The organism is Lentzea kentuckyensis (genome assembly GCF_002150765.1).
Lineage (GTDB): Bacteria > Actinomycetota > Actinomycetes > Mycobacteriales > Pseudonocardiaceae > Lentzea > Lentzea kentuckyensis.
This window is the reverse complement of the sequence record NZ_MUYM01000012.1, coordinates 111,945-133,525: the sequence shown is the minus strand read 5'-3', so window position 1 is coordinate 133,525 and position 21,581 is coordinate 111,945. Positions and strand designations below refer to the sequence as shown.

Annotated in this window: 20 protein-coding genes; 11 read left to right on the top strand and 9 right to left on the bottom strand. The window is 69.6% G+C overall.

Going from position 1 to position 21,581, the window contains the following annotated elements:
- The first annotated feature begins 45 nt into the window (after positions 1-45).
- Complete coding sequence (locus tag B0F77_RS07100) at positions 46-1,362, top strand: MFS transporter (protein WP_086661965.1); 1,317 nt, start codon at positions 46-48, stop codon at positions 1,360-1,362.
- 3 nt (positions 1,363-1,365) lie between these two features.
- On the opposite strand, the gene B0F77_RS07095 is transcribed toward B0F77_RS07100, so the two are convergent.
- Both B0F77_RS07095 and B0F77_RS07090 read right to left on the bottom strand, forming a co-directional pair.
- Positions 1,366-1,737 carry a VOC family protein gene (locus B0F77_RS07095; RefSeq protein WP_086661964.1) on the bottom strand — a complete coding sequence of 124 codons (372 nt, stop codon included), beginning with the start codon at positions 1,735-1,737 and terminating at the stop codon, positions 1,366-1,368.
- Positions 1,734-2,438 (bottom strand): arsenate reductase/protein-tyrosine-phosphatase family protein, encoded by a 705-nt coding sequence (locus tag B0F77_RS07090; RefSeq protein WP_086661963.1) that lies wholly within the window; start codon positions 2,436-2,438, stop codon positions 1,734-1,736. Before B0F77_RS07090 ends, B0F77_RS07095 begins: the two co-directional genes overlap by 4 nt.
- Positions 2,439-2,575: 137 nt before the next feature.
- On the opposite strand from B0F77_RS07090, the gene B0F77_RS07085 reads away from it, so the two are divergent.
- Together B0F77_RS07085 and B0F77_RS07080 are read left to right on the top strand one after the other, a co-directional pair.
- Positions 2,576-4,843: a proprotein convertase P-domain-containing protein gene (locus B0F77_RS07085; protein ID WP_211293700.1), complete on the top strand. Its 2,268-nt coding sequence runs from the start codon at positions 2,576-2,578 to the stop codon at positions 4,841-4,843.
- Positions 4,844-4,972: 129 nt separating this feature from the next.
- Positions 4,973-5,404 (top strand): GNAT family N-acetyltransferase, encoded by a 432-nt coding sequence (locus B0F77_RS07080; RefSeq protein ID WP_245847868.1) that lies wholly within the window; start codon positions 4,973-4,975, stop codon positions 5,402-5,404.
- Here B0F77_RS07080 and B0F77_RS07075 read toward each other — a convergent pair.
- Positions 5,401-6,645, bottom strand: coding sequence for a cation:proton antiporter (locus tag B0F77_RS07075; protein ID WP_086661961.1), 1,245 nt, complete (start codon positions 6,643-6,645; stop codon positions 5,401-5,403). The genes B0F77_RS07080 and B0F77_RS07075 overlap by 4 nt on opposite strands.
- 157 nt (positions 6,646-6,802) lie before the next feature.
- Here B0F77_RS07075 and B0F77_RS07070 point away from each other — a divergent pair, with 157 nt between their 5' ends.
- The 3 genes from B0F77_RS07070 to B0F77_RS07060 are packed head-to-tail and all read left to right on the top strand — an operon-like array spanning position 6,803 to position 9,518.
- Positions 6,803-7,294: an LppU/SCO3897 family protein gene (locus B0F77_RS07070; protein WP_143466608.1), complete on the top strand. Its 492-nt coding sequence runs from the start codon at positions 6,803-6,805 to the stop codon at positions 7,292-7,294.
- A gap of 32 nt (positions 7,295-7,326) precedes the next feature.
- Positions 7,327-8,865, top strand: a complete 1,539-nt coding sequence (locus tag B0F77_RS07065; RefSeq protein WP_086661959.1) for a sensor histidine kinase — start codon at positions 7,327-7,329, stop codon at positions 8,863-8,865.
- 2 nt (positions 8,866-8,867) lie between these two features.
- A complete protein-coding gene (locus B0F77_RS07060; RefSeq protein ID WP_086662104.1) occupies positions 8,868-9,518 on the top strand; it encodes a response regulator transcription factor in 651 nt (216 codons plus the stop codon).
- 111 nt (positions 9,519-9,629) lie between these two features.
- Here the strand turns inward: B0F77_RS07060 and B0F77_RS07055 are convergent, their stop codons facing one another.
- A complete protein-coding gene (locus B0F77_RS07055; protein ID WP_086661958.1) occupies positions 9,630-10,145 on the bottom strand; it encodes a hypothetical protein in 516 nt (171 codons plus the stop codon).
- A 217-nt stretch (positions 10,146-10,362) separates the two neighbouring features.
- On the opposite strand from B0F77_RS07055, the gene B0F77_RS07050 reads away from it, so the two are divergent.
- Positions 10,363-11,265, top strand: a complete 903-nt coding sequence (locus B0F77_RS07050; RefSeq protein ID WP_086661957.1) for a S1 family peptidase — start codon at positions 10,363-10,365, stop codon at positions 11,263-11,265.
- Here B0F77_RS07050 and B0F77_RS07045 read toward each other — a convergent pair.
- From B0F77_RS07045 to B0F77_RS07030, 4 genes are all read right to left on the bottom strand, one after another.
- A complete protein-coding gene (locus tag B0F77_RS07045) occupies positions 11,262-12,266 on the bottom strand; it encodes an LLM class flavin-dependent oxidoreductase (protein WP_086661956.1) in 1,005 nt (334 codons plus the stop codon). The two genes, B0F77_RS07050 and B0F77_RS07045, sit on opposite strands and share 4 nt — an antisense overlap.
- A gap of 69 nt (positions 12,267-12,335) precedes the next feature.
- The gene (locus B0F77_RS07040; protein ID WP_086662103.1) at positions 12,336-15,068 is read right to left on the bottom strand and encodes a glycoside hydrolase family 2 TIM barrel-domain containing protein; all 2,733 of its coding nucleotides are present in this window, start codon (positions 15,066-15,068) and stop codon (positions 12,336-12,338) included.
- Positions 15,069-15,187: 119 nt separating this feature from the next.
- A complete protein-coding gene (locus B0F77_RS07035; RefSeq protein WP_086661955.1) occupies positions 15,188-16,171 on the bottom strand; it encodes a LacI family DNA-binding transcriptional regulator in 984 nt (327 codons plus the stop codon).
- A gap of 2 nt (positions 16,172-16,173) precedes the next feature.
- Positions 16,174-17,043 carry a LysR family transcriptional regulator gene (locus tag B0F77_RS07030; protein WP_086662102.1) on the bottom strand — a complete coding sequence of 290 codons (870 nt, stop codon included), beginning with the start codon at positions 17,041-17,043 and terminating at the stop codon, positions 16,174-16,176.
- A gap of 93 nt (positions 17,044-17,136) precedes the next feature.
- On the opposite strand from B0F77_RS07030, the gene B0F77_RS07025 reads away from it, so the two are divergent.
- The 4 genes from B0F77_RS07025 (at position 17,137) to B0F77_RS07010 (ending at position 21,487) form a co-directional block, all read left to right on the top strand.
- Positions 17,137-18,366, top strand: a complete 1,230-nt coding sequence (locus B0F77_RS07025) for an aspartate aminotransferase family protein (RefSeq protein WP_086661954.1) — start codon at positions 17,137-17,139, stop codon at positions 18,364-18,366.
- Between the two features lie 105 nt (positions 18,367-18,471).
- Positions 18,472-19,464, top strand: coding sequence for a sensor histidine kinase (locus B0F77_RS07020; RefSeq protein WP_158102626.1), 993 nt, complete (start codon positions 18,472-18,474; stop codon positions 19,462-19,464).
- 70 nt (positions 19,465-19,534) lie between these two features.
- Positions 19,535-20,161 carry a response regulator gene (locus B0F77_RS07015; protein WP_086661952.1) on the top strand — a complete coding sequence of 209 codons (627 nt, stop codon included), beginning with the start codon at positions 19,535-19,537 and terminating at the stop codon, positions 20,159-20,161.
- A gap of 150 nt (positions 20,162-20,311) precedes the next feature.
- Positions 20,312-21,487: a glycosyltransferase 87 family protein gene (locus B0F77_RS07010; protein ID WP_086661951.1), complete on the top strand. Its 1,176-nt coding sequence runs from the start codon at positions 20,312-20,314 to the stop codon at positions 21,485-21,487.
- Here the strand turns inward: B0F77_RS07010 and B0F77_RS47745 are convergent.
- Complete coding sequence (locus tag B0F77_RS47745; RefSeq protein ID WP_158102625.1) at positions 21,418-21,570, bottom strand: hypothetical protein; 153 nt, start codon at positions 21,568-21,570, stop codon at positions 21,418-21,420. The genes B0F77_RS07010 and B0F77_RS47745 overlap by 70 nt on opposite strands.
- Positions 21,571-21,581 lie beyond the last annotated feature (11 nt).

Sequence of the window (21,581 nt, the reverse complement as noted above, 5' to 3'; positions counted from 1 at the left end):
GTTGCACCGTCGACGCAAACCCATCCGCGTGCATATAGTGCGGGCGTGATTTCCGTCCTGCGCAATTCGGCCTACCGGAATCTTTTCGGCGCCCAGGTCGTCGCGCTGACCGGAACCGGTTTGGCGACGGTCGCGCTGGGCCTGCTCGCCTTCGACATCGCCGGAGCCGACGCGGGGGCGGTGCTCGGGACCGCGCTGGCGATCAAGATGATCGCCTATGTCGGGGTGGCGCCGATCGCGACGGCGCTGCTCGGGGCGTTGCCGCGACGGGTTGTGCTGGTCGCGCTGGACGTCGTCAGGGTCGGCGTGGCTGCGGTGCTGCCGTGGGTGAGCGAGGTGTGGCAGGTCTACGTCCTCATCTTCGTGTTGCAGGCGGCGTCCGCGGCTTTCACGCCGTTGTTCCAGGCGACGATTCCAGAAGTGCTGCCGGACGAACGCGAATACACCCGTGCCATCACGTTGTCGCGGATGGCGTACGACCTGGAAAGCCTCCTCAGTCCCGCATTGGCTGCGGCGGCACTGGCTTTGGTGAGCTTCCAGCAGTTGTTCCTGGGCACCGCGATCGGGTTCGCCGCCTCGGCCCTGCTCGTGCTCTCCGCGGTCGTGCCGCAGCCGAAACCGGTACCCCGCAAGTGGTACGACACGACGACGCGCGGCATCCGGATCTACCTGGCCACACCACGGCTGCGCGGGCTTCTCGCCGTGCACCTCGCCGCGGCGGCCGCCGGCTCGATGGTGTTCGTGAACACGGTCGCGTACGTGCGGGACGTGCTCGGGCGGGACGCGTCGGACGTCGCCATCGCACTCGCGGTCAACGGCGCCGGGTCGCTCGCGGCGGCTTTCGCGCTGCCCAGGCTGCTCGAACGGTTCGCGGACCGCGCGGTGGTGCTGCGAGCCGCCGTCGCGCTGGTCGCGTTGTTGCTGGCCGGCGCGCTGTTCGCCGCCGACTGGCAGGCGTTGTTGCTGGTGTGGGGGCTGATCGGCGCCGGGTGCTCGTTCGCCCTCACGCCGGGCGCCCGCCTCCTGCGCCGGTCGTGCGACCCCGTGGACCGGCCCGCGTTGTTCGCCGCGGACTTCGCGCTGTCCCACGCCTGCTGGCTGCTCTGCTACCCGCTGGCGGGCTGGGTCGCCACCGCCGCGAACATGACCACCGCCTTCGTCGTGCTCGGCGCGATCACCGCGGCGGGCGCGGTCGTCGCGGTGAAGCTCTGGCCCACGCACGACCCGGAAGTCGTCGAACACCACCATCACGACCTCGAATCGCACCACGAACATCTGCACGACGCGGTGCTGGCCGGCGGCGTGTGGACGCACTCGCACGAGTTCCGCATCGACGACCACCACGAGCGCTGGCCGCGCTGAGGCTCAGGCGGGCTGGAAGAGTTCGACGAGGTTGCCGGCGGGATCGGTGAGCAGGATCTGCCGGCCACCAGGACCGCTGACGAGGTCGCTCGCGAACTCCACTCCCGCGGTGCGCAGCCGGGCGATCTCGGCGTCGAGGTCGTCCACGACGAGGTGGATGCGGTTGCGTCCGGCGGCTCGGGAGTCCTCCGGGGTCGCGCGGGCGCCGGAACTGGCCGGTCCGGACAGCAGCAGGCGCAGCGGCCCGCGCACGACGTCGGCGAACGCGGGCACGGCGTCGGTGCGCACGGTGAATCCGAAGTGGACGGTGTAGAAGTCGACGGCCGCCCGGACGTCGTCGACGAGGTAACGGACACTGGCGAGTTGCTCTGTCATCGTTCACCTCTCCTGGCCAGCACCGGCAGCAGATGCCGGATGCGGGTGTCGATTTCGGTTGCGGTGCTCACGAACTCCGGGTAGCCGGTGGGTTCGGGGATGCTCCAGTGGATCGGCGTGCCCTCGAACTCCGGGCAGACCTCGCGAACCTTGTCGCACAACGTGATCACGTGGTCGAACCCCGGCCGCACGGAGTCGAGGTGCCGCGGCTCGCGGCCGGAGATGTCGATGCCGAACTCCTCCAGCAGCACCCGGACGGTGTTCGGCTGCAACGGCTTGGGGTGGCTGCCCGCACTGACGACCTCGATCCCGGGGGCGCGCTGCCGCAGCAGTGCCTCGGCGATCGGCGAACGCGCGCTGTTCCCGGTGCACGCGAACAGCACCCGGACTCCGCTGGGAGACAACGGATCTGGCGGCCGCAGCGCCAGTGAAGGATGCAGGGCGGCGCCAGCGCCGGTCAGCAGCCCGGAGCAACGGTCGAGGTCGAGGTGGTAGTAGGTGTCGCGGCCGTCGAACGTGCTGCGCCGCGAGCTCACCAGACCGCCGTCGCGCAGCAACCGCAGGTGGTAGGAGACCAGGTTCTGCGGTTCGCCGACGCGTTCGGTCAGTTCGCGCACGCGGTGGTCGCTGCCGGCCAGTTCGGTCAGCAGCTGCCACCTGAGCGGATGGGCGGCCATCCGCACGAACTCCGGGGCGACCATGCCTCCACGATACATCAAACCAGCTTGATGTAAATGGCGGCGACAACCATCCGAACGGCCTGATGTCGGGGCAGGGCGGCGCGGATACGTTCGCCTGACCCTGCGAAACCCTGCAAACCCTGCGAAGGAGCCCCACAGTGCGAAGAAGATCCGTGCTGTCCACCGCGCTCACCACCGTCGTGGTCGCGGCGGCGCTGGCCATCCCCGCGGCCGCCGCCCCGCTCGCCGGTTGCTCCGGCACCAACGACAGCGACGTGGCGATCGGCGACAACACCACCGTGGAGTCGTCGATCACGATCACCGACTGCCCGTCGGTACCGTCGGCGACCACCGCCGTGCCGGTGAAGATCGTGCACACCTACATCGGTGACCTGAAGGTCGACCTGATCGCTCCGGACGGCTCGGTGTACGTCCTGCACAACCGCAGCGGCGGTTCGGCGGACAACATCGACCAGACCTACACCGTCGACCTGTCGAGCGAGACCTCGAACGGCACCTGGAAGCTGCGGGTCAACGACAACGCGGCCAACGACGTCGGCCGGATCGACTCCTGGTCGCTGAACCTCGCGCCCACCCCGGCCAACGACTTCTCCGTCGCCACCTCGCCGACGTCCGGCTCGGTCACGGCGGGCTCGTCGGCGACGACGACCGTGCAGACCCAGACCACCAGCGGCCAGGCGCAGACCGTCGAGCTCACCGCGAGCGGCCTGCCCTCCGGCGCGACCGCGTCGTTCAACCCGGCCTCCGTCACGACCGGCACGAACTCGACGCTGACGATCGCCACCACCGCGTCCACGCCCAACGGCACCTACCCGGTGACCGTGCGGGCCGCGGGCAGCACCACCAGGACCGCGACCTACTCGTTGACCGTCAGCGGCGGCACCGCGCCCCAGATCCCCGACATCGACGTCGCCGCGGTCAAGGCGCACCTCACCCAGTTCAACACCATCGCCACGCAGAACGGCGGCAACCGCCGGTCCACGTCGGCCGGCTACCGCGCGTCGGTGGCGTACGTGAAGGACAAGCTCACCACGGCCGGCTACTCGGTGACCGAGCAGGCCTGCACCTCCGGCTGCACGACTGGCGCCGGGCCGAACGTGATCGCGGAATGGCCAGGCGGCGACGCGAACAACGTCTACATGTTCGGCGCTCACCTGGACTCGGTGTCGGCCGGTCCCGGCATCAACGACAACGGTTCGGGCTCCGCGTCGCTGCTGGAGACCGCGCTCGTGCTCGCCAGGACGAACCCGGCCATGGTGAACAAGGTCCGCTTCGCCTGGTGGACCGACGAGGAGCAGGGCCTGCTCGGCTCGCGCTTCTACGTCTCGCAGCTACCGACGGCCGAACGCCAGAAGATCAAGACCTACCACAACTTCGACATGATCGCCTCGGTCAACGGCGGCTACTTCATCAACAACATCAACTCCCCCCAGTCGCGGCACATGAAGGCCTACTGGGACTCGCTGGGCCTGCGGCCGGAGGAGAACACCGAGGGCCGCAACCGTTCCGACGACGCGTCCTTCACCAACGCGAGCATCCCGGCCTCCGGGTACGCCATGGGCGCCAGTGCCACCAAGACGTCCGCCCAGGCGACGAAGTGGGACGGCACGGCCGGCACTGCGTTCGACCCGTGCTACCACCGCGCCTGCGACACCACGGCCAACATCAGCGACACGCACCTCAACCGCGCGGTCGACGGCATCGCCTACACCCTGTGGATGTCGGCGGTCGGTACCGGCACCCCCGGTGCCGACTTCTCCGTGGCGGTCTCGCCGACGTCCGGTTCGGTGGCGGCGGGTTCGTCCGTGTCGGCCACCGTGCAGACCCAGACGGTGAGCGGTGACGCGCAGACCGTGCAGCTCTCCGCGTCCGGTCTGCCTTCCGGCGCAACGGCTTCGTTCAGCCCGGCATCGGTGACCACCGGCGGCAGCTCGACGTTGACGATCAACACCACGGCGTCGACGCCCGCGGGCACCTACGCGGTCACGATCACCGCGGCCGGTTCGGTGACCCGCACCGCGACCTACTCGCTGACCGTGACCGGCGGCGGTGGCGGCTGCACCGGCACCAACCCGAACGACGTCGCCATCCCGGACGCGGGTGCCGCGGTCGACAGCGACGTCGTGATCTCCGGTTGCTCCGCGACGCCGTCCACCGCGGCCACCGTGGCGGTCACCATCCAGCACACCTACATCGGTGACCTGACGGTGGCTCTGATCGCGCCGGACGGTTCGTCGTACACCCTGCACAACCGCTCGGGAGGTTCGGCGGACAACATCAACCAGACCTACACCGTCAACCTGGCCGGCGAGGCCGCCAACGGCACGTGGAAGCTCCGCGTTCGTGACCTGGCCGCGCAGGACGTCGGCAAGATCGACACCTGGACCCTCAACCTGACTCCCTGAGTCCGAGGAGGTGACGGCGAGGGCCCTGGACCGCCAGGGCCCTCGCTCGCCTGTCCGGTGGAGTGGCATCTCGAACTTCGTCCTGAATGGTCCTTCTGGGAGGCCACTTGTCGCGCGACGATGATCGGCGTGACCACTGAACACACCCTGGCCGAACTGGACGACGCCGACACCGCGCTGGCCTACGACGCCCTGCGCGCCCTCCGCCCGCACCTCACCTCCGTGGAGGAGTTCGTCGAGGTGGTGCGCCTGCAACGCAAGGAGGGCTACCGCATCGTCGCGTCGTTCGTCGACGGTGCCGTCGTGGCCGTGGCCGGGTTCCGCCACATGACCAACCTCTACGCGGGCCCCCACCTGTACATCGACGACCTGAGCACGCTCCCGTCCGGCCGCCGGCAGGGTCATGCGGGCGCGCTGCTGAAGTGGGTCGACGAGGAAGCCCGCCGCCTCGGCTGCCCGTCGGTCCACCTGGACTCGGGCACGCCGCGACACGACGCCCACCGGCTCTACCTGAGCTCCGGTTACGTCATCCCGGCGTTCCACTTCAGCAAGCAGCTCTAACGCCGCTTGGCCAGCCGCAGCGCCACCGGCCCGGCTCCGATGCCGTGCAACGCCACGCTGCCCAGCACGCAGAGCACGGTGATCGTCAGGATCGTGTCGGCGGCGCTTCCCGTCGGCAGCTTGTTGAACGCGAGCAACCCGAACACGATCGTCGTCGTGCCGCGCGGCCCCAGCGCCCCGACCAGCACCCGCTCCCGCCCGGACAACCTCGACCGCGTGAAGGCGAGCAACACCGGCAAGAGGCGGATCACGGTGAGCACCGCCACGCAGAACAGCACCTCCTGCCACGAAACGCCCAGGCTGAAGATGAGGACGGAGGCGATCCCCACGACGAACCACATGGTCATCGTCAGCAACCCGGTGACGTCCTCCAGCAGATGCAGGTCGGTGTTCAACGCGTCGGTGCGCGCCTCAGCCCGCCCGGCGCGCACTCGGCGTGCCTTGAGCAGCCGATGCACGTACCGGAACGCGATGCCGCACACGAACGAGGCAACGAACCCGTTGCCGTCGATCGCCACAGTCGCCGTGTAGGTCAGCAACGGCGCCAGCAACACCACCACCCGCGCCGACTGGTCGGTGACCCACCCGGCCAGGTGCGCCCGGTCCATCAACCACCCGAGCAACACCCCGATCACCACACCCGCGACGAGCGCCTTGACCGCGAACGGCAGCACCGTGCCCAGCGCCTCGAGCGGCGTCCGCTCCTGCGTGGCGTCCCCAGCCAGGATCAGCGCGAAGAGGAACAGCGGCGACACGATCCCGTCGTTGTAGCCGCTCTCGATGTTCAACGTGCTGCGCACCCGCGCCGACAACGCCGGATCCCGCACCACTCGCTCGGCAGGCGCGAAGTCGGTCGGCACCGTCACGCACGCGACCAGCAACAACACCGCCCACGAGAAGCTGGGGTACAACCACCATCCCAGCACCGCCGCCGACGCCAAACTGATCGGCATCGCCACGAGCAGCACCCTGGCCACCAGCCCCGGATACGCGCCCCACAACCGCCCCGCGCGCACCTCGGTGGCATCGACGAACAGCAGCACCGCGAGAATGATCTCCGCCGCGTGCTGCATCGACTCCGTGTTCAGGCCCTCGGCGATGGAGTTCGGGTTGAGCAGCCCGACCACGACCCCGGCCAGCACCATCACGATCGGCGCGCCCAGGCTCCACCGGTCGAGCCGGGACGCCGCCAGCGACCGGACGACCATGGCGAACGCGGCGGCGAGCAACAACGAGTTCATGCGCACATCTTCGCGCAGCGTGTCCTAAGAGGACACCGTGAGGTACCCGACGAGCGGCTCTCAGCACGTCCCGCCGGCAAACGCAAGTCCCACATCGTCTCAATCGCCAAGACCATCGCCGTCACCGCGCCACCACACCGAGCCCGTACTCCTCAGCATGAGGAAACCACTTCTGGTCATCGTGGCCCTGGCGGTAGCCGCCACCGGAGCCGTGGCCTATGTGAACTTCACCGGCGGCCCGACCGCGAAGGCGGGTGAGTGCGTCGCGGTCACCAACGGCACCGAGGTGGTGAGCACCGGCTGCACCGCCGGGAACGCGCGGTTCAAGGTCGGCCGGGTGCTGGCCGACTCCGGCGGGAACTGCCCGGCCAGCGACGACGAGTACGTCCAGGTCGTGCCCAGTTCCGGGGGCGGCAAGCTGTGCCTGCTGCCCAACCTCGTCGAGGGCTCGTGCTACCAGCCGGCCGACAACGACGACAGCTGGGGGCCGTCGGCGTGCACGGGCGAGGAGACGATCAAGGTGGCCAAGGTCATCGCGGCGGCGGGGGACGGGGCCGAGTGCCCGGACGGCGACGACGTCGTCTCGGTCGTCTACCCGGAGCCGCCCACGACCTACTGCCTGGCGTCGGTTCAGAAAGCACCGGCCTAAACCGGGACGTGGCGCGGTACGTACTCCCAGTCATGAGTGGATCTCAGTCCGGGACGCCGACCCCGCGGGTCGTGGCGCTGGGGCGTGAGCTCGCTCTCATGGCGTTCGTCGCCGCCGTCACCTTCACAGCCACCCAGTACGTGTCGGTAGCGTGGGGACCGGCCTCGTGCGACGTGCCAGGCGTCGGGGCGCTGGTGGCCGGCGCCGCGGTGGTCCCCGCCGCGCTCCGGCGCCGGTTGCCCGTGGTGGCGCTGCTCGTCGCGGCGGCGCTCTTCGGCTGGTATCCCGCGACCGGGATCGCGCTGGCGCTGGCCTCCTACAGCGTTGCCGCACGGGTTCAGCGGACCCGGTGGCGGGCGGTCGTGGTGACGGTGGCGGCGGCGTTGCCGTTCACGATCGGGCTGATCGGGTCCGGCTACCAGTGGAGGGTCGTGATCATCGAGTTCGGCATCGCCGCGCTCGTCACGGTCGCGGGCCCGGTCGTCGTGCAAACCCTTCTCGCGCAACGTGAACAGCTCATCGGGGCGCTGCGCGAGCAGTCGCGTTACGCCGGATCCACCGCCAGGCTGCAGGAACGGTCCCGCATCGCACAGGAGATGCACGACCTGCTCGGGCACCGGCTCAGCCTGATCTCGTTGTACGCGGGCAGTCTGGAAATGGACGCCACCCGGCACGTGAGCGAGCCGGCGCGGCTCATCCGGACGACCGTGCGCACCGCGATGGACGAGCTGCGGGCCACCCTCGGCATCCTCCGCCAGCCCGAACCCGCGGCCACCCGACCGGCCGACCACACCGGCACCAGGGCGGACATCTTCCAGCTGGTGCACCAGGCCCAGGCGGGCGGCCTCCCGGTGACGCTGCACTGGACCGGCGACGATCTGTCCGATGTGGCCAGACCGGTCCGGCAGGCGGTGCACCGGATCGTGCGGGAGGGACTGACGAACGTCTGCCGGCACGCGCCCGGTTCCCGGACGGAAGTCGTGGTGGAGCACGGAACCGACCGCGTCCGGGTCAGCGTGGCGGACGACGGACGCGCGGGAGCCCCGACGCCGGGCACCGGGCTCGGGCTCGCCGGCGTGCAGGAACGCGTCCGGTTGCTCGGCGGGACGTTCACCGCGGGACCGTTGGCGGGACAGGGATTCCGGATCGCCGCCGAGCTCTCCCTCGCGGTGACCGCCCCGGTCGCGCTCGCGGCGGTCGCCCAGGCCGAGCCGGAGGACGGCTTCGCCCGCGCGGGCATGTCCGCGGTGCTGGCCACGGGGCTGATCGGCGCGGTCGCGATCCTCGTCGTCACGTTCAACACGGCGATGTTCCAGCTTCCCGGCGTGGACACGCGGACTCCGTTCGAGGTGCTCAAGCTCGGCAGCACGCGCGCGCAGGTCGCCCAGACCGTCGGGTGGGAGAGCCAGATCGCACGCATGGCGTCACGCGGCGTCGAGCCGGCGCCGCCCAAGAACACCGACTGCTCGTACACCTACTTCGAAGAGAACGGGACCGCCATGGTCGAGCGCTACTGCTTCCGCAGGGATCTGCTGGTCCAGAAGTCCCGTTTCATGTTGCCGGGAGCGTGAACGTGATCAAGGTGATGCTGGTCGACGACGAACAGCTGCTGCGCGAAGGTGTCAGGCTGGTGCTGCGGCACGCGGACGACATCGAGGTGACCGCGGAGGCGGGCGACGGCGCCGAGGCGGTGCGGCTGGCCTGCACGCAACCCGTCGACGTGGCGCTCGTGGACATCCGCATGCCCGGCACCGACGGTCTGACCGCCGCCGAACAGCTCGCGCACCGCGCGCCCCACGTCAAGGTCGTGATGCTGACGACGTTCGGCGAGCAGGAGTACATCACCCGTGCGCTGCGGGCCGGTGCCGCCGGATTCCTGTTGAAGGACAGCGGACCGCAGGAGCTGATCCACGCCGTGCGCGCGGCTGCCCACGGTGGCGCCATCCTCTCGCCGCGGATCACCAAGGACCTGATCGCCACGCACCTGAGCGACGGCCGTTCCGTGAAGGCACAACGGCTCGTGGACACGTTGAACGACCGCGAACGCGAAGTCCTCGTGATGCTCGGTGTCGGCGCCTCGAACGCCGAAGCGGCCCGGCTGTTGTACATGGGGGAGGGCACGGTCAAGACCTACGTCAGCCGCATCCTCGCCAAACTGGGCTGCGCCAACCGCACTCAGGCCGCGATCGTCGCCCATGACGCCGGCCTCCTGCCTGCCGCGTGAAAGCCTTTTACGCCCAGAAAAGGTGTGCCCGGGAAAGGAGCTCAGGACCGCCGAGCCCGAGCTCCTTTCCGGTGCGTTCGGCCGACTCACCGGTGCGTCAGCCGAACGCGGTCAGGCGGCGCACTTGCGCGCGGCGGCGGCAGCCTGGTTGGACCTGTTGTTCTGCTGGGCCGCGACCTTCTTCGCCTGCGCGGCGCGGTTGGCCTGCGCGGTGGCCTGCTGCTTGGCTTTCTGCGCCGCGGCCGCTGCCTGGTTCGCCTTGTTCTTGTCGGCTTGCTGATTGGTCTGCTGGGCCTTCGCCGCGGCGGCCTGAGCCGCCCTGGCGGCGTTGTTCGCCCGCTGCTGGGCGCGCTTGGCGTTGTTCGCCGCCCGCTTGGCCGCACGCTGCGCCCGGCCGGCCTGGTTGCGGGCGTTGTTCGCGGCGTTGTTCGTCTGCTGCTTCTGCTGGGCGTTGCACTTTCCCTGGTTCGCGCCCGCCGACGGACTCGCGCTCGTCGAAGGGGCTGTACTTGTTGTTGGGGCCGCACTTGTCGAAGGACTGGCGAGAGCCGTTCCGACTGCTCCGAAACTCACCGCCGCCGCCAGTACCGCCACCAGTGCGCCGCGCTTCACGTTGTTCTCCGGCATGTCCGCTTCCTCTCGTCCGGCCCGCTGCACAGCGGAGCCGCTCAACGGGGGAGTACGCGGCCTTGATCACCGGTCGTTCACCGGTTCCGCCGCCTCGAAACGATCGGGGCACCACCCAGGCCGACCGTCTACGAGGTCGAGACGATCGGCAACTTGTCGCTGTCGCACAACGAAATCCACTGTTGGACCATTCGCGGACTTCACGAGAGGGCACCACATGGGCAAGCACCACAACGACGGTCGCAGGGCCAAGGCGATCGCGGCCGGCATCGGTCTTGTCGCGGTCGTGATCACCGCGACGACGTTCACCGCGAGCCAGGCGGCTCAGAACGACCGTGCGACTCCCGCGCAGGCCACCGAAACGTTGCGGCAGAAGGCTTCCACGCCCGGCACCGCGTGGGCCGTCGACCCGGCCACGAACGAGGTCCTCGTCACCGCCGACAGCACCGTGACCGGAGCGCGCTGGGACAACCTCGTGTCCACGGTGAAGTCGATGGGCTCCAAGGTGAAGCTCGAACGCACGGAGGGCACCTTCCAGTTGTTCGCGGAGGGCGGCGACGCCATCTTCGCGGGCAACAGCAGGTGTTCGCTGGGCTTCAACGTCGTCACGAACGACAACCGCCCCGCGATCCTCACCGCGGGCCACTGCACGGCCGCAGGCAGGCAGTTCTCCCTGGCCGCCGGCGGAAGGGCGGCGGCGACCGTGGTGAGGTCCACCTTCCCCGGCAACGGCGACTTCGCCCTGCTGACCTACAACAACCGCAACACCGACGCGCCCAGCGAGGTCGACACCGGCAACGGCAACAAGGTCCAGATCCGGCGAGCCGCCGAGGCCCAGGTCGGCCGGCAGGTGCAGCGGATGGGCAGCACGACCGGCCTGAAGTCCGGTCGCGTCACGGGCCTCAACGCCACGGTGAACTACCCGGAGGGCGCGGTGACCGGCCTGATCCAGACGACCGTGTGCGCCGAGGGCGGCGACAGCGGCGGTCCGCTGTTCGCCCGCAACGGCGACGCGATCGGCCTCACCTCCGGCGGCAGCGGTGACTGCCGGCGCGGCGGTGTGACGTTCTTCCAGCCGGTCACGAAAGCACTGGCGGCGGTCGGCGCCAGCATCGGCTAGGCCGGTTGCCAGCCCAGTTCCGGACCCAGCTTCGTCGCGATGTCGGTGAGGATCTGCACGTAGTCCTCGTGGTCGAAGCTGAACGGCAGCGCGAACGCCACCTCGTCGACCTCCTGGAAGGCGAGGTGCGCGTACAGCTGCTCGGCGATCTCCGCGGACGTGCCGATCAGGTCGCGGGCGAACATGAACCGGCGCGGCCCCACCGGTGCTCCGGTGCGGGCCGTGCGCTGGTCCACGTAGTCCTGGTACTTCGCGCGCTGCTCCGTCGTGGCCGAGTCCGTGGGGATCACCACCAGACCCTGCGAGACCCGGCCACCGCCGTGCTCGCGGAACGTCCGGATGTGCGACTGCTGGATCTCGGCGAAGTCCTCCGACTGCTCGGCCTGGACCACGTTGCTGCACAACAGGTTCAGCCCGTGTTCGCCGGCCCACTTCGCTGACCGCAGGCTTCCGCCGCCGTACCACATCCGCTCGCTCAGGCCGGGCGAGTGCGGCTGCACGCGGTCCGAGAACACCTCGATGCCCTCGGTGCCGCTGAAGTCCGTGGCCTTCTCGCCGCGCACGAAGTCCAGCAGCCGTTGCAGCCGGTCGTAGCTGAAGTCCTCGACGTCCGCGGTCTGCGGGTAGAGCGCGTGCTTGACCTCGTCGTACCGCATCGGCGGCCCGACGCTGACGCCCGGATTCAGGCGACCGCCGGACAGCACGTCGACGGTCGCCAGGTCCTCCGCGAGCCGCAGCGGGTTCTCCCAGCCCAGCGGGATGACCGCGGTGCCGAGGCTGATCCGGCTGGTCCGCTGGGAGGCGGCGGCCAGGATCGCGATCGGCGAGGAGATCCCGAACTGCAGATGCCGGTGCCGCACCCACGCGCTGTCGAACCCGAGTTCCTCACCGAGCGCGATGATGTCCAGCGTCGTCCGATGGCCGGCGCCGGGATTGTGCTCGTCGAACAGCCCGATGGTGAGAAAACCCAGCTTCCGCAACGGCTCTGACTTCCGCGGCACGGAACCTCCTCGATCAAGTCTCCTTCCGAGTTTAGGTGACGTTTCAACTAGGTCCACATCGTGGAACGGTCAGGCCGTCGCGAAGGTCACCGAGAACGTCGCGTTCCTGGCGTGCAGCCGGTGCTGCGGCAGCACGCCCGGTCCGCACGACGCCGTGCCGAGGCCGTGCTGGGCGAGGTCGAGGTTCAGGTACACGTGCTCACGCGGCTTGAGATCGACGGTGTGCCGCGCGGCGTCGAGGTCCTCGCTGGTCCAGCGGCGGGCGGTGAAGTCGAACACCGGCTCGCCCTCGATCTTCAGATCACCGATCCGCAGCCAGCGGGCGTCCGCGCGGTTGCCGTTCTCCTGCGGGAAGACGTACGGGGTCTGCAGCGCGTCCACAGTGGACGCGAAACGGCCGATCCTGGCCGCCTGACGGCTGTCCGCGTACGCCTCGCCGGGCCCGGCGCCGAACCATTCGACGCTGTCGAACGCCCCAGGCAGAGTCAGCCGCAGACCGAGGCGGGGAAGCGTGCACGGCCAGTCGCCGTCCGGGGTGACGGTGAGCCGCAACCGCAGGCGGTCGCCGTCGGCGGTCCAGTGGTAGTCCGCGAGCATGCCGAAGCCCAGGCTGGGCGGCGCCACCCGCGTCCGGACGACCAGGGCGGTCTCCTGGACGTCGACCTCGATGACGCGGTGTTGCAGACGGTGCAGGCCCGCTTCACGCCAGGCGCGTTCCTCGGGGTGGTCCGAGCCCCGGTCGTTGTCGGTCGGGGCCCGCCAGAGGTCGAGGCGCGGGCCGTCGACCGGATGCTCGCCGAGCCGGGTGAGCAGGCCGGTCGCCGGGTCGAACTCGCCGGGGCCGAGCCACAGCACGTCACCCACGCCGACGAGCTCCACCGGGCCGATCGGGGTGACCGGATCGGCTTCGGCGATGGAGAGCTGGCCCCAGGCGACGACGTGACCGGCATTCGCCCAACTCGTGGCCTCGGCCAGGGAAGCGCGAACGGTCAGCCAGCCCTCACCCGTTGCAGCAGGCAGTTCAGGCAGCGGGACGTCCGCGTGCGTCCCAGCGGCCACCGCCGGCACGTCGAGAGAGCCCGACGAGACTTCTTCCCCGTCGACCTCGTACACCCAGTCGAACCGCAGGTGGTCGAGCGAACCGTGGTCGTAGTAGCTGGTGATCCGGATGCCGGAACCCGTTCCGGTGATCCGCACCGGCTCGAAGACCTTGGCGAACTCCAGCAGGCCCGGCGAGGGCGTGCGGTCGGGGAACACCAGGCCGTCGATCACGAAGTTGCCGTCGTGCAACGGCTCGCCGAAGTCGCCGCCGTAAGCGAAGTGCCCGTCGCGCTCCAGGCCGTGGTCGATCCACTCCCAGATGAACCCGCCCTGCACGGTCCGGTACCGCTCGAACAGCTCGCGGTACTCGAGCATCCCGCCCGGCCCGTTGCCCATCGCGTGCGCGAACTCGCAGAGCACGAACGGAATTCCGTGCCGCTTCTCCTGCCCGATCTGGTCGACTTCCTCGTGCGAGGCGTACATGCGGCTGTACACGTCGACGTACTCGCAGTCGAAGTCACCTTCGTAGTGCACCGGGCGGGACGGGTCGCGGTCACGGGTCCACTCGGCCATCGCGGCGAGGTTGCGGCCGGTGTGGGACTCGTTGCCGAGCGACCACAGCACGATCGACGGGTGGTTCTTGTCCCGCTCCACCATCCGGCGCATGCGGTCCACATAGGACTCCGCCCAGCGCGGGTCCTCACTGGGATTGCCGGCCCAGCCCAGCTCGCCGAACCCGTGCGTCTCCAGGTCGCATTCGTCGATCACCCACAGGCCGTACTCGTCGCACAGCTCCAGGAAGTACGGGTCCGGCGGGTAGTGGCTGGTGCGCACGGCGTTCACGTTGTGCTTCTTCATCAACAGCACGTCCGCGAGCGCGGTCTCGCGGGGCACCGCACGGCCGAACCGAGGGTGGTGCTCGTGCCGGTTCACGCCGCGGAAGACGACCCGCGAGCCGTTGATCGTGAGCACGCCGTCCTCGATCGCGACGGTCCGGAACCCGATCCGCACCGGCACCCGTTCGGCGTCGGTGTGCACGAAACCGTCGTACAGCCTCGGGCTCTCGGCACTCCACGGTTCGACGGGCGCCGAGAAGGACTGGCCCGGCGGCAGATCGTGCACGTCCAGCTCCGGCACGGTGATCATCGCGCCCGCCACCTCCAGGGTGCCGAGCCCCGAAACGTGGTCGTAGGAGGCGTGCACCTGGTAGTCCGCGACACCGCCGCGCGGCCGGGACAACAGCGTGACCGCGCGGAAGATCCCGGACATCCACCACATGTCCTGGTCTTCGAGGTAGCTGCCGGCCGACCACTGGTGCACCCGGACGGTCAGCACGTTTCCGGACGGGCGGAGCAGGTGGCCCACCTCGAACTCCGCCGGCAACCTGCTGCCGCGGGTGATGCCCAGTTCGGTGTCGTTGAGCCAGATCCGCCCGCACGAGTCGATGCCGTCGAAGCGCAGCGCCGCCGGCTCGTCCGGCCAGTTCTCCGGCAGGTCGAACACCAGCCGGTAGTCACCCGTCGGGTTCTCGGACGGCACGAAGGGCGGCTCGACCGGGAACGGGTACTTCACGTTCGTGTAGGCGGGCGAACCGTGGCCCTGCAGTTGCCAGTGCCCCGGCACGGTGATGGTGCCCCAGTCACCGTCGTCGAGACGGAAGTCCCAGGTCCCGTTGAGCGACAACGAAGGCGCGTCGGAGATGAAGAAGGCACGCGGCGGCAGCGCGCCCGTGCCAGGACCGATTTCCTCGATGTAGGACAAGTTGTTCAACCCTTCTGTGCCTCAACGGCAGCGGGCCCTCCGAAACGTCCGTGAACGCTCCCGTGAACGTTCACGGCACGGGCCGAAGCATGAAGCCGATCGAGGGGGAGTGTCAAGGCTCAGGCCGAGTCGCGGACCAGCAGAACCGCGTTGACCTGCAGTTCCTCGGGCGGCAGCGGAGCGTCGCCGACCAGCAGCCTGCCCGCCTGTTCGATCGCGAGCGCGCCGATCCGGGTGGTGTCGAGCGCGACGCTCGTCAGCGCCGGGTCGACGACGGTGCCGAGCTGGAGCCCGTCGAACCCGACCACCGCGAGGTCCCTCGGCACGGCCAGGCCCAGTCGCCGCGCGGCCCTCAGGGCACCGATCGCGACCACGTCGTTGTAGGTGAACACGGCGGTGAGGTCGGGATGCCCCGCCAGGAGTTCGGTCAACGCCTCGGCACCGCCGTCGACCGACTGTGCGGTGTGGCCGACCGCTGCGGCTTCGAGCCCGTGCCTGGTCATCGCGCCGGCGAACCAGTCGCGGCGCGGGCTGGGCTTCGTGCGGCTCGCGTGGTCGAGCATGCCGATCCTGCGATGACCCGCGGCGACGAGGTGGTCGACGGCTTCGTGCACGCCCTTCTCGCCGTCGATGCGGATCGAGCTGAAGCGCGGTGTCTGGTGGTCACGACCTATCAGCACCACGGGGATGCCGCTGAGGTGCTGGTCGAGCTCGGTCTCGTCGAGGCTGAAGTAGCCCACCACGGCGTCCACCTGCGACACGACGACCTCGATCGTGCGGCGTTCCTCGTCGATGCTGTCCGCCGTGTCGTACACGATGACGTGCCAGTCACGTGCGCGCGCGGCCTCCAACGCACCGTGCGCGACCTCGGTGAAGAACGGGTTCAACAGGTCAGGGATCACGAGGCCGATCGTGGTGCTGTCCTGCCGCACGAGCCCGCGGGCGAACCGGCTGGGCCGGTAACCCAGCTCGCGCGCGGCGTCCAGCACCCGCTGCTTGGTGCCGGCGTCGATCTCGCCCTTGTGGTTGAGGGCCCGCGACACGGTCTGCCGCGAGACCCCGGCGGTCCGCGCGACGTCGTTGATCGTGACGCGCTTGCCCATGATCACCTTTCGTCGGACTGGGCACGAGTATGCAGGGCGTCGAGGACCGCGGTGATCGCGGCGCGCGAGTCCCGCCGCACCGCCGCGGTGATCCTCCGCGTCACCGGCAGCTCCCGCGTCATCACGTCGAACCGCCGGTCGACGGCCAGCGCGGGCAGCACCGCGACCGCCAGACCTGCCTCGACGTGCTTCAGCGTCAGCATATAGTTGGTGAACCGGCCGACCACCCGCGGCTCGAACCCAGCCTGCCGGCACAGCCGCGTGGCGAGGTTCGCCATGTACGAGCCGGGGATGTCGAACGCCCACGGCTCGTCCTTGCACGCCGCGAGGTCGTTCTTCGGCTGGCCGGGCGGCGTGACCAGCACGATCGGGTCCGCGCCCAGCGGCACGACGTCGATGTCGCTCGGCACCGGCAGCTCGACGAAGTCGGTGGTCGTGATGATCACGTCGACCTCGCCTGCCAGCAGCGCGGGCATGCTGGCGTGCGGTTCGAGCTCGACCAGTTCGACGTCGAGGTGCGGGTGGGCGAGGTGGCCGATCGCGGGCACGGCGAGCGTGTGGATCGAGCTCTGGAACGCGCCGAGCCGCACCCGGCCTGACGGCTCCTGGCTGAGCTCGCGCAGCTCGGCCTCGACGGAGTCCATCTGGTCGAGGATCGAGCGCGCCCGCCGCGCCAGGATCAGGCCGGCCGACGTGAGCCGCACCCGCCGCCCGGTCCGTTCGAGCAACTGGGTGCGCGTCTCGTTCTCCAGCACCGCGAGCTGCTGCGACACGCTCGACGGACTCAGGTTCGCGGCCTGTGCCACGGCCCGCACGGTGCCCAGCGCGTCGAGCTGGCTGAGCAGACGCAGGCGCCACGGGTTCAGGGTCATGCTGTGCAGTGTCGTCTTGTACGGCATTTCCGAACAGCGAGCGCGGAAATGTGAGATGGACCCGATGCTCGTCCACTCGTAGCGTCCAGAGGCATGGACACCTTCTGGGACGACGTCGACCGCCACCTGGTCCGCTACGGCGGAACGTTCACGCGCGAGATCATCGACAGCGCGTCGGGGAGCTTCCTGTTCACCGAGGACGGCCGTCGCATCCTGGACTTCACGTCCGGGCAGATGAGCGCCATCCTCGGCCACTCGCACCCGCGCATCGTCGAGACCGTGCAACGTCAGATCGCGAACCTGGATCACCTGTTCAGCGGCATGCTGAGCCGCCCGGTCGTGGACCTGGCCCGTCGCCTGGCCGAGACTCTGCCGCCGTCGTTGTCGAAGGTGCAGCTGCTCACCACCGGCGCCGAGTCGAACGAGGCCGCGCTGCGCATGGCCAAGCTCGTCACCGGCAAGCACGAGGTGGTCGCGTTCGCCCGCTCGTGGCACGGCATGACCGCGGCGGCCGCAGCGGCGACCTACAGCGCGGGCCGCAAGGGGTACGGGCCCGCGACGCCGGGCAACTTCGCGATCCCCGCGCCGTCCGGTGACTGGCAGGCGCAGCTGGACCTGGCGTTCGACCTGATCGACGCGCAGTCCGTCGGCTCGCTGGCCGTGTGCATCGTCGAGCCGATCCTGAGCTCTGGCGGGATTCTCGAGCCACCGCTTGGCTACTTCGCCGCGCTACAGCAGAAGTGCCGTGAGCGCGGGATGTTGCTGATCCTGGACGAAGCCCAGACCGGCCTGTGCCGCACGGGCAACTGGTACGCGTTCGAACGTGACGGCGTGGTGCCGGACATCCTGACGTTGTCGAAGACCCTGGGCGCCGGGTTGCCACTGGCCGCCGTGATCACCTCGGCGGAGATCGAGGAGGAGGCGCACGCCCGCGACTACCTGTTCTTCACGACGCACGTGTCGGACCCGTTGGTCGCCGCCGTCGGCAACACCGTGCTGGACGTGCTGGTCGAGGAACGGCTGGACGAACAGGCGGCCAAGCTCGGCGCGTTCCTGCGCAACGGCCTGGACGACCTCGCCGCGCGGCACTCGCTGGTGTCCGACGTGCGGGGGCGCGGTCTGCTGGTGGGGCTGGAGATCGCGGACGAGTCGCTGAGCGCGCCGATCACGCAGAAGTGCCTGGACCTGGGGCTGCACATGAACATCGTGCAGATCCCCGGGATGGGCGGGGTGTTCCGGATCGCGCCGCCGCTCACCGCGTCCGAAGAGGAGCTGGCGCTGGGACTGGGCATTCTCGACGAGGCGATCGGAGCGGCCGGCTGACCAGATGGCCATCCGGCTCGGTCGGACGGAGGAGGCCGGATGATCGGCCCACCTCCTACGATCGCCGGTGTGGGGGAACTTCGCCGTAAGCGGCAGGTGGGAACGATGTTCGTCGCGACGGCCGTGGTGTGCGCCGCACTCTTCACGATCACCGTCCGGATCAGCGGGTTCAACCGGGCTTTGGGGTTGAGCGGTGCCGGCGTCAGGGCGCCGCGGATCCTCCTCGTCCCACCGGTGAGGATCGCCGAGGCCGCAGCAGTTCTGTTGCTGGCCTTCCTGCTCGCCTGGAAGGCACCGATGCTGCGAGCAGCGGTGGCTGTGGCGGCGTTGGCGCTGGTCAGTCTGCACGCCATCGTCTTCCGGTCGAACTCCCTGCTCAGCCGTACCGACACCGCGCTGCTCTTCTTCATGGTCGGGTTGATCGCCGTCGGTGGCGGGTTGTTGATCCGGATGCGGGACCGGTCGAGGGAGGCACTCGCGGTCGCGGCGGAGGAACGTGCGCGGCGCGACGAACGCCTGGACATGGCGCGGGAGCTGCACGACGTCGTGGCACACCACGTCACCGGAATGCTCGTGCAGGCACAGGCCGCGCTGGTGGTCGGAGAGCAGGACAGGGCCAGGGCGTACGAGATGCTGCCGGGCATCGTCGACGGCGGCACGGACGCGTTGGGCGCGATGCGGGCGATGGTCCGGACGTTGCGGGACAACGGTGCCGCGACCGCCACCAGCGATCTGACCGCCGACCTGCACCAGCTCGTGGAGAAGTCGGGTCTGCCGGTGCGCACGAGCATCGAGCTGACCGACGACGTGCGGCCGGAGCTGGGGCGCTCGGTGCTCAGGCTGGTGCAGGAAGCGTTGACGAACACCCGCAAGCACGCTCTCGACGCGACGAACGTGGAGGTGGACGTGCGGCTCACGGCCACCGCGGTGTTGCTGTCCATTGTGGACAACGGCACGACCAGACCCGCGCACTCGGGCGGGTTCGGGCTGGTGGGCATGCGGGAACGGGTGCACGAGCTGGGCGGGCGGTTCTTCGCGGGCGCCACCGGTGAGGGCTGGCTGGTCACCGCCGAGCTGCCGCTGGAGGTGCGGGCGTGATCTCGGTGCTTGTTGCCGAGGATCAGGGCGTGGTGTGTGCTGGGTTCTGGTTGGTTCTGGAGGTGCGGGCGTGATCACTGTGCTTGTTGCCGAGGACCAGGACATGGTGCGTGCCGGGTTTCGGTTGATTCTGGAGGCGCAGCCGGACGTTCGCGTGGTCGCGGATGTCGCGGACGGGCTCAGCGCCGTCGCGCGGGCCAAGGAGCTGATGCCCCAGGTGTGTCTGGTCGACGTGCGGATGCCGGGCCTGGACGGTCTGGAGGTCACCCGGCAGCTCGCACCGCACACCCGAGTCGTGGTGGTCACGACGTTCGACAGCGACGACGTCCTGAACCGTGCGCTGGACCTCGGCGCGTGCGGGTTCCTCACCAAGGACGCCAGTCCCGGGCTGCTGGTCGAGGCGATCAGGTCCGCGGCACGTGGGGACGTGCTGGTGTCGCCGCAGGTCGTGTTGCGGGTGCTGCGGCGTTCGGTGCCGCCGGTCGCGACCGCCGAGACCGAGGTGCTGACCCCGCGCGAACTGGACGTCGTGCGGCACGTCGCGCAGGGCCTGAGCAACAACGAGATCGCCACCGCGCTGCGGCTCTCGGTGTCGTCGATCAAGGCCCACCTGGCATCGGTGCAGGCCAAGGTGGGTGCGCGCAACCGCGTCGAGATCGTGGCGTGGGCGTTCCGCGCGCACGTGGTGGCCGGCTGACCTCGGCCGAAAGGCTGACCCCGGCCGAGGTTGGCAGCTGTTCGGCCATGATCTTCCGACTCCTGAGCTGATCCGCCCGCACCCGCTCGCACAGCAGGCTCGTCCACATCGGACTTCTGGTGGGCGAAAGGTCTTCCTGTGCTGGCTCAAGTGTCCCGTGTCGATCTCCGCAAGGTCTGGGGTGCGGCCGCGGCCGTGACGTTGACCTGGATCTGCGTGCGGAGCCTCAGTTCCGGCCTTCTCGACCTGCGCGTCTATCTGGCGGGCGGCGAGGCGTGGCGGGCCGGCACGGACCTCTACACCGCTGACTTCACGGCACCCCTCGGTCTGCCGTTCACGTATCCGCCGTTCGCGGCGATGTTGTTCAGCGGGCTCACCCCATTACCGTTGCCGGTCATCGCCGTGCTCTTCACGGCGGCCGGCATCGCGTTGTTCACGGCGGCGTGTACCGCGGCGGCCCAGCGCGTCCAGGTGGGCCTTGGCCTCGCCTCGCTGTGCCTGCTGCTCGAACCCCTGCGCGGCGGCCTGGATCTCGGTCAGATCAACATGATCCTGATCGGTTTCGTCGCCGCCGACTGCCTGCTGCCGCGCACGCCGTGGCCACGGGGAATGCTGGTCGGAATCGCCGCCGCGATCAAGCTGACGCCGGCGATCTTCGTGCTGTTCTTCCTGTCCCGCAAGCGGTGGAGGCCCGCGCTGACCGCCGTCGGCACGTTCGCCGGCGCCGGCCTGATCGGCTGGGTGCTCGCACCGGGCCAGTCGAAGCAGTTCTGGTTCGAGGCGATGCTCGACCCGCAACGCGTCGGCGGCCTCGCCTACACCGCGAACCAGTCGTTGCGCGGCCTGCTGTTCCGGCTGGGCGCGCCCGAGTCGGTGTGGCTGGTGCTCTGCGTGCTCGTGCTGGCGGTGACCGTGCTGGTGCTGCCACGGTTGCGCGACGACCTCACGGCACTGGTGGCCGTCGCCGCCGCGGGGTTGCTGATCTCGCCGGTGTCCTGGTCGCACCACTGGGTGTGGATCGCTCCCGCCCTGCTGCTCCTGCACGGCTGGGTGCGGATCGCGGTGGGCGCGGTGTTCGCCGTCGGCCCGCACTGGCTGCTCCCGGCGACGGGCGACAAGGAACTCGCGTGGGCCTGGTGGCAGCACCTGATCGGCAACGCCTACGTGTGGCTGGGCCTGGCGTTCCTGGTCTGGTGCGCGATCAAGGCCATGCGGGATCGGTCGCCGGTCCGCGGCGACGTTCTGGACCCTGCCGGTTACTTGGCCGGCACGGGCAGCTTGCCCAGCAGCGCGCGAGCCTTCCGCAGGATGTCGGCCTCCTCATGACCGAACTCCGACAGGTAGTGGCGCAGCGCGTGCCGGAGCAGGATCAGCTCTTCCTCGTTGAGTTCGAGGGTCGTGGTACCCATGCCTCCATGTT

Coding starts and splice junctions, on each gene's coding strand:
- B0F77_RS07095 (WP_086661964.1), bottom strand. CDS start 1,737: ATGACAGAGCAACTCGCCAGTGTCCGTTACCTCGTCGACGACGTCCGG.
- B0F77_RS07090 (WP_086661963.1), bottom strand. CDS start 2,438: ATGGTCGCCCCGGAGTTCGTGCGGATGGCCGCCCATCCGCTCAGGTGG.
- B0F77_RS07075 (WP_086661961.1), bottom strand. CDS start 6,645: ATGAACTCGTTGTTGCTCGCCGCCGCGTTCGCCATGGTCGTCCGGTCG.
- B0F77_RS07070 (WP_143466608.1), top strand. CDS start 6,803: ATGAGGAAACCACTTCTGGTCATCGTGGCCCTGGCGGTAGCCGCCACC.
- B0F77_RS07065 (WP_086661959.1), top strand. CDS start 7,327: ATGAGTGGATCTCAGTCCGGGACGCCGACCCCGCGGGTCGTGGCGCTG.
- B0F77_RS07055 (WP_086661958.1), bottom strand. CDS start 10,145: ATGCCGGAGAACAACGTGAAGCGCGGCGCACTGGTGGCGGTACTGGCG.
- B0F77_RS07050 (WP_086661957.1), top strand. CDS start 10,363: ATGGGCAAGCACCACAACGACGGTCGCAGGGCCAAGGCGATCGCGGCC.
- B0F77_RS07035 (WP_086661955.1), bottom strand. CDS start 16,171: ATGGGCAAGCGCGTCACGATCAACGACGTCGCGCGGACCGCCGGGGTC.
- B0F77_RS07030 (WP_086662102.1), bottom strand. CDS start 17,043: ATGACCCTGAACCCGTGGCGCCTGCGTCTGCTCAGCCAGCTCGACGCG.
- B0F77_RS07025 (WP_086661954.1), top strand. CDS start 17,137: ATGGACACCTTCTGGGACGACGTCGACCGCCACCTGGTCCGCTACGGC.
- B0F77_RS07020 (WP_158102626.1), top strand. CDS start 18,472: ATGTTCGTCGCGACGGCCGTGGTGTGCGCCGCACTCTTCACGATCACC.
- B0F77_RS47745 (WP_158102625.1), bottom strand. CDS start 21,570: ATGGGTACCACGACCCTCGAACTCAACGAGGAAGAGCTGATCCTGCTC.